Annotated in this window: 6 protein-coding genes; all 6 read right to left on the reverse strand. The window is 62.2% G+C overall.

From position 1 onward, the window contains the following. Positions 1–487, reverse strand: a 487-nt coding sequence (locus tag EN914_RS19455) for an endonuclease/exonuclease/phosphatase family protein (protein WP_348631920.1), incomplete at its 3' end; no start/stop codon positions are given. A gap of 166 nt (positions 488–653) precedes the next feature. Next, positions 654–2,204, reverse strand: a complete 1,551-nt coding sequence (locus EN914_RS19460) for a sodium:proton antiporter (RefSeq protein WP_013529689.1) — start codon at positions 2,202–2,204, stop codon at positions 654–656. Positions 2,205–2,466: 262 nt separating this feature from the next. Beyond that, entirely contained in the window at positions 2,467–3,531 is a 1,065-nt protein-coding gene (locus EN914_RS19465; RefSeq protein ID WP_013529688.1) for an ABC transporter ATP-binding protein, read from the reverse strand. A 16-nt stretch (positions 3,532–3,547) separates the two neighbouring features. Next, positions 3,548–4,339 carry an ABC transporter permease gene (locus tag EN914_RS19470; protein WP_013529687.1) on the reverse strand — a complete coding sequence of 264 codons (792 nt, stop codon included), beginning with the start codon at positions 4,337–4,339 and terminating at the stop codon, positions 3,548–3,550. Further along, positions 4,336–5,130, reverse strand: coding sequence for an ABC transporter permease subunit (locus EN914_RS19475; protein ID WP_224621361.1), 795 nt, complete (start codon positions 5,128–5,130; stop codon positions 4,336–4,338). Before EN914_RS19475 ends, EN914_RS19470 begins: the two co-directional genes overlap by 4 nt. A gap of 187 nt (positions 5,131–5,317) precedes the next feature. Next, positions 5,318–6,424, reverse strand: a complete 1,107-nt coding sequence (locus EN914_RS19480) for an ABC transporter substrate-binding protein (protein ID WP_013529685.1) — start codon at positions 6,422–6,424, stop codon at positions 5,318–5,320. Positions 6,425–6,474 lie beyond the last annotated feature (50 nt).

Below are 6,474 nucleotides of genomic sequence, written 5' to 3' on the forward strand. Positions count from 1 at the left end.
GTGCCCGGCGATGCTCGGCCAGGAGATAGTCGATCTGCTCCAGCCGCTCCTCGGCCGCGATATGGGCGAGATGCAGCGACAACACCCGCACCGGCCCTGCCGGCGTGCGGATCATGCATTCAAGTGCTGCATTGCGGGTGTTGAGCGGCCGCAGCGTGCGGCGCATCGGCAGCGCATGCAGCCGCGACCAGACGATCGGCAGTTTCGACAGCACCATGGTGCCGAACTGGCGGCGCCGGTTGACCAGGCGGCCGTCGCGCCTTTCGCTGGCATCCATGTCGAAGGCCGGGCCATAGACCCAGTGATAGTCGGGTAGCAGGCTGGAAAGCAGTTCCGGCTGATCGTCGAAATTGCTGCGTTGCCAGTGACGCTCGACTTCCTGCAGTGCAATGATGTCGGCGCCGGCAACGATGCGCGCGGCGCGCGAAAGATCGTAGCGCCCGTCGCTGCCGAACCCGTACTGGATGTTGTAGCTGACCAGCTTCATTGCTTATCCGGCTCAATTTCGTGTTGGCAGTAGCGGTTCGATGCCACGGTTGCAATGTGCAGGAGAATGGACGTGGCTTGGACCAGCCTTGCCCCTGACCGGGATCATGCACCGATCCCGAAGCACTTCGGTATCTTCCGTGCGCCGGAAAACGGCGTGCGATGCCTCAAGTATTCAGCGGCTGGAACCGGCCGGGTGGCGACGCGGCCAGTTCGGTCCAGTCGATCTCTTCCTCAAGGCGATGATAGGCTTCGTCGCCAATCGTCTCGTTGCGGCGCAATTCCTCCAGCGCGTCGCGCTGGCTCTTGATCGCATAAAGACGCAAGCGGTCATATTCGGTCGCCGCCTGGGCATCGTCGGGGTTTTTGGCGATCTTGCGTTGAGCGGCATATTGCTCGCGCACCGCAGCCGCAGCGTCCGATGTCTTGCCGCTCAATATGTCGAGCGCCGCCTGCATGACCACAACGCGCGCCTGCGCAACCTCGCGGTCGACCGTTTCGTCAGGGTTGAGGTTCAAAAGGCGCAGCAGCGGCTTCAGGCTCATGCCTTGCAGCACCAGCGTGCCGAGGACGACCGTGAAGGCAGCGAGCACGATCGGGTCGCGGGCCGGGAATTCAGCCGGCAGGGCGAATGCCGCCGCAAGCGTCACCAAACCGCGCATCCCGCACCAGCCGATCAGCACGCCGCCACGAAACGACGGAGCGTCACGCTGACGATCAGCCACGCCGAAACGGTCAAACCACCTGATGATCGCGCCGCACCCCAGAACCCAGACGAAGCGTGAGACGATGACGATGGCGAGCACTGTCCCGGCCAGGACGAACGCATCGGTCTGCCCCTGCCCGGCAAGCCGGCCGACGATCGTACGCGCCTGCAGGCCCATCAGCACGAAAGCCAGAACATTGAGCACGAAGACCGCCGTTTCCCAGACGGAATAAGAGCTGATGCGGTTTCTGGCCGGCATGCGGCGCGGCGCGGTGCGGGCGATCGTCATGGCATAGACGACTATGGTGATGATGGCCGACAGTCCGATCCTGTCGGCCAGGATCCAGACCCCGAACGTGCCGGCAAATTGCACCACAGTGCCGCTCGCCGGGTCCTCGATCCGGCCCAGCGTCATCAGAGACAACCGGCCAAGCAGATAGCCGGCCGCAAGACTGCCGAGCGTGGACAGCAGGATCATCGGAACGGCGCTGCTCAGCAGAATGGAGCCTGCTGCCGCAGAAATCGCCATTCGGTAAATCAGCAGCGCGGTGGCGTCGTTAAGCAGGCTCTCGCCTTGCAGAATGGCAGTGATGCGATGCGGCACCTTGAACTGGCCAAGCACGGCCGATGCCGCAACCGCATCGGGCGGCGCCACGATGGCGCCAAGCGCTATGGCCGCGGCAATCGGCAGACCTGCCATCGCCCAGCCGGCCAGCGCCACCGTCGCTGTCGTGAAAAGGACGGCACCAAGCGCCAGCAGCACAAGCGGCACCTTGTAGCGGTTGAGATCGCGCAGCGACGTGTCATAGGCGGCGTCGAGCAGTACCGGCGCGATGAACAGGGCAAGCGCCAGTTCCGGGTCGATCTCGATGGTCGGCACGCCAGGCACGAAGGCGATGGCCACCCCTGCCAGCGCCAGCAAAGAGGGATAAGGAACCTGCACGCGCCGCGACAGCGCCGTCAGCGCAACGGCGATCAACAGCAGAACGAGTGTCAGTTCGAAAAGAACCATGGCCTCTTATAGCCGGGAAGCGAGATTCTGGCAGCGGCAAAGCGGCTGGAAATTGTTGATTGCCCGGCAAGCTCGAGCCGGCAGAAAATACCTCGAATTGCTTCCTGACAAATCGCCGTCCACACCGACATTGAAATCATCTGATATGGGGCTCGCTTAAACGCGGACTTCCCTGCACTGCAGCCCATGCCACGCGGGCGGAAGCATCCTTCCCCCTTCGCTAACCGGGATACAGCCATTCATTCCAAACAAGCGCAGCAGCCTAGTGCAGCACGAGCATATCGCTCGAAGAAAACGAGATCTCGGCCTTCTCACCAACTGCGGGGGGCGGCGTTGCCGGGCTGTTGAACGTGTCGAGCGAGACCGTGTTGCCGCCGATGCCGACACGAACCCGGATGACCGATCCGAGGAAATGCACTTCGGAGATTTCTCCGGATAGGCTGGAGTCACGGCCAGGCTGGCGGCCCAGCGAAATAGCTTCCGGACGCAGCGCCAGGGACAGCGTGTCGCCCGACTTGGAACCGTTGAGCTTGCCCTTGAGCGAGACCTGTTCGGAATTGACCCGCACCGTGCCCGCGGCGGCATCGGTGACGGTTCCTTCCAGCACATTCAGCGTGCCGACGAAATTGGCGACGAACTTGGTTGCCGGCCGGTTGTAGATCTCGAATGGCGTGCCGACCTGCTCGGCCTTGCCGCCATACATGACGGCGATGCGGTCCGAGATCGACAGCGCCTCTTCCTGGTCGTGCGTGACGAAGATGGTGGTGATGCCGAGCTTCTTCTGGATCGACCGGATTTCCTCGCGCAGCGACACGCGCACCTTGGCGTCGAGCGCCGACAGCGGCTCGTCGAGCAGCAGCAGCTTTGGCTTCGGCGCGATGGCGCGGGCTAGCGCGATGCGCTGCTGCTGGCCGCCCGAGAGCTGGTAGGGATAGCGATCCGCCATCTGCGGCAGCTTGATGATGCCGAGCATCTCGGCGACGCGGGCATCGATGTCCGCCCTCGGCATGCCGGCGACCTTCAAGCCGAAGCCGATATTCTGCGCCACGGTCAGGTTCGGGAACAGCGCATAGGCCTGGAACACCATGCCGACATTGCGCTGGTTGGGCTTCAGTCTCGTAATGTCCTTGCCGCTGACGACGATCGTGCCCGCGCTCGGCTCCTCGAAACCGGCAACCATGCGCAACACCGTCGTCTTGCCGCAGCCGGATGGCCCGAGGAAGGAGACGAATTCGCCGCGCTCTACGTCGAGATTGAAATCCTCCACCACCGTGGTGGCGCCGAAAGATTTTCGAACGTGCTGGATGGAGAGGAATGGGTCGGCCATGGCGTGGTTCTCTCGATCAATTTGGGCGGTTCGCCGATTTCGGCGCGAAGCGGGACAGGATCTGGATCAGCGACATGCAGCCCCAGGTGATGGCGAAGGCGATCACTGCAAGGGCTGCGGGCTCGTATGCACGGTTGGCGCCGATGTTCTGCAGATACGGGCCGAAAGCCGGACGGCTGAGCAGGCTGGCCATTGTAAACTCGCCAATGACGATGGCGAAAGTCAGGAATGCGCCGGACAGCACCGCGATCAGCACATTGGGCAGGATGACGCGGGTGATGATGGTGCCCCAGCCCGCACCCAGAATTTGCGCGGCTTCGGTCAGCGTACGCACATCGATGGTGCGCAGACCGGTGTCAACGGCCCGATACATGTAAGGCAGAGACAGCGTCGTATAGCCAATGACAAGCAACGCGTTCGCACCCCAATTGCTTGCCAAGAATGGCAGCGGCGAGTTCGAGCCGTACATCCTGATATAGCCGAAGACGATGACGATTGCCGGAATGACCAGCGGCAAAAGGGTGATGAATTCGACGATTGGCCTGAGCTGAGGCAGACGCAGCCGGATCCAGTATGCCGCCGGCACCACGATCAGCACCCCCAGGATAATGGTGCAGAGGGCAGCGATGACTGAAAAAAGGAAAGTTGACTGGAAGCGCGCGTCTCCCAGCACGACTTGATAGGCGTCGAAGGAGTGGACGCCGCGCCGCATGCGCAGCGAGAACTCGACCGTCGCCATCAACGGAATAAAGAAATAGGCAGCCCCGACAACAAAGACGACCCAGGCCCAGAACTTACCCGACTTCATTTGAGCCACCTTTCGGACCGAGTCCGAAACCAGATGTAGAAGACATTCGCAAGACCGGTGATGACGATCATGCCAAAGGCTATGGCATAAGCGAGTTGCGGGTTGTGCAGCACGTCGCCGTTCATCTGCGAGTAGAGCTTGATCGGAACGATATTAAGCGTCGGACCGGCAAACGCATAAGCGGTGGCGATGGCGCCGAAGGCGTTCGCAAACAACAGGATGACCGTACCGAGAAAACTCGGCCATATCACAGGGATGACAACCATGCGCCAGTACTGCGCCTGCGTGGCACCGAGCGTGGCCGCAGCCTCGCCCCACTCCTTCTTCAAGCCGTCGATGGCTGGCACGATGATGACCACCATCAGGGGAATCTGAAAGAACAGATAGACCGCGATCAGGCCCGTTGTGGTGAGAAAATTGAAGCCCATCGCGTAAATGTTGATGTTGAGCACGTCACGCAGAAGCGTCGTGACGATACCGACGCGGCCGAGCGTAGCCAGGAACGCGAAGGCGAGCGGCAAGCCGGCAAAATTCGAGGCGACGCCCGAAAACGTCAGGGTCGCGGAGCGCGTCCAGCTTGGCAGTCCGCCGCGCACGATCGCGATCGCGATGGCGAGCCCGGCAAACGCCCCGATGATGGCCGACCAGAAACTGATCTTGATCGAAGACCAGTAGGAATTGCTGATCGACGGATCGCTGACCAGCTGCAGAATATTGTCGAGCGTGAACCCGCCTTCACCGTTCCGGAAGGCTCCCACGACGAGATAGAGCGTGGGCAGGATCAAGAACATTAGGGCAAAGATGAAGAACGGCGCCACGCCGATCCATTGCGTTGGCAAGCGGAAGGCGGTCGCCTCCTTCGGCGGCACCGGCTTGGTGGCGAATGCCTGATTTGAAAGCGAGAGATCGGTCATGCGCCGGCTACCGTCTTCGAGGAAGGACCGGGCGGCCTCGCGGCCGCCCGGTGGATTTCAAGTCTTACTTGACGTTGGCGCCGACAGTGGCGTCCCAGTTCTTGCTGATAGCTTCCTTGGCCTTAGCCTGCTCGTCGAGCGACGGGAACGCGGCCGAGGCATAGGATTCCGCCGGCGGCAGCTTGGCCAGCACGTCCGCCGGGATCTTGCCGTTCTTGGCGAGATCGTTGAAGCGGATCGGGTGGCAATAGCCCTTCAGCCAGCCGATCTGGCCTTCGTCGGAGTAGAGGTATTCCATCCACAGCTTGGCTGCATTCGGATGCGGCGCGTAGGCGCTGATCGCCTGCACGTAGACGCCGGCTACGACGCCGGTCTTCGGCACGATGACGTCGACGGGCGGGTTGCCCTTCAACGTGTCGCGGCCGGCGAGCGCGTTGTAGTCCCAGTTGATCAGGATCGGGGTCTGACCCTGGGCAAGCGTTGCCGGCTTGCCTACGACCGGAACGAAATTGCCGGCGGCGTTGAGCTTCTTGAAGAAGTCTAGGCCAGCAGTGCCGGCAGCTTCACCGGCTGCGGCGCCACCGGAAAGGCCGGCGGCGTAGACAGCCTGGATGGCCTGGTTTGAAACGCGCGGATCGCCGGCAAGAGCGACCGCGTTGGCGAATTCCGGCTTCAAGAGGTCGGCCCAGTCGGTGGGCGACTCCTTGATCAGGTCCTTGTTCACCATGAACGACAGAACGCCGTAATAGTCGCCGTACCAGAAGCCGTCGGCATCCTTGGCGCTGTCGGGGATCGAGTCCCAGGTCGACACCTTGTAAGGCTGGATCAGGCCATCGGCCTTGGCGGTCGGGCCGAAGGACAGGCCGACGTCGATGACGTCGGGCGCCTGCGGGCCCTTGTTGTCCTTGTTGGCCTTGATCGCCTCGACCTCGTCGCCGGAGCCGGCGTCGGGGTTGAGTTCGTTGACGGTGATTTCCGGATACTTCGCCTTGAAACCTGCGATGACATCGCCATAGCCGCACCAGTCATGCGGCAGCGCGATGGTGGTGAGCTGGCCTTCCGCCTTGGCAGCCTTGACGAGATCGTCCAGCGAATCCGCGGACGAAATCACCGTCGACGCGAAAAGCGCCGCGGCCGAAAGGGAAAGCACTTTCCCCGTGAACTTGAACATGTGTTCTCTCCGTTGAACTGACGCCGTTGGACGCCTGCGATGCGGTATCG

The sequence above is a fragment of the Mesorhizobium sp. M7A.F.Ca.CA.001.08.2.1 genome, assembly GCF_003998455.1.
Taxonomy (GTDB): domain Bacteria; phylum Pseudomonadota; class Alphaproteobacteria; order Rhizobiales; family Rhizobiaceae; genus Mesorhizobium; species Mesorhizobium ciceri.

What these genes read in the sequence shown, in the direction of transcription:
- EN914_RS19460 (WP_013529689.1), bottom strand. Translation starts at nt 2,204, where the DNA reads ATGGTTCTTTTCGAACTGACACTCGTTCTGCTGTTGATCGCCGTTGCG.
- EN914_RS19465 (WP_013529688.1), bottom strand. Translation starts at nt 3,531, where the DNA reads ATGGCCGACCCATTCCTCTCCATCCAGCACGTTCGAAAATCTTTCGGC.
- EN914_RS19470 (WP_013529687.1), bottom strand. Translation starts at nt 4,339, where the DNA reads ATGAAGTCGGGTAAGTTCTGGGCCTGGGTCGTCTTTGTTGTCGGGGCT.
- EN914_RS19475 (WP_224621361.1), bottom strand. Translation starts at nt 5,130, where the DNA reads ATGTTCTTGATCCTGCCCACGCTCTATCTCGTCGTGGGAGCCTTCCGG.
- EN914_RS19480 (WP_013529685.1), bottom strand. Translation starts at nt 6,424, where the DNA reads ATGTTCAAGTTCACGGGGAAAGTGCTTTCCCTTTCGGCCGCGGCGCTT.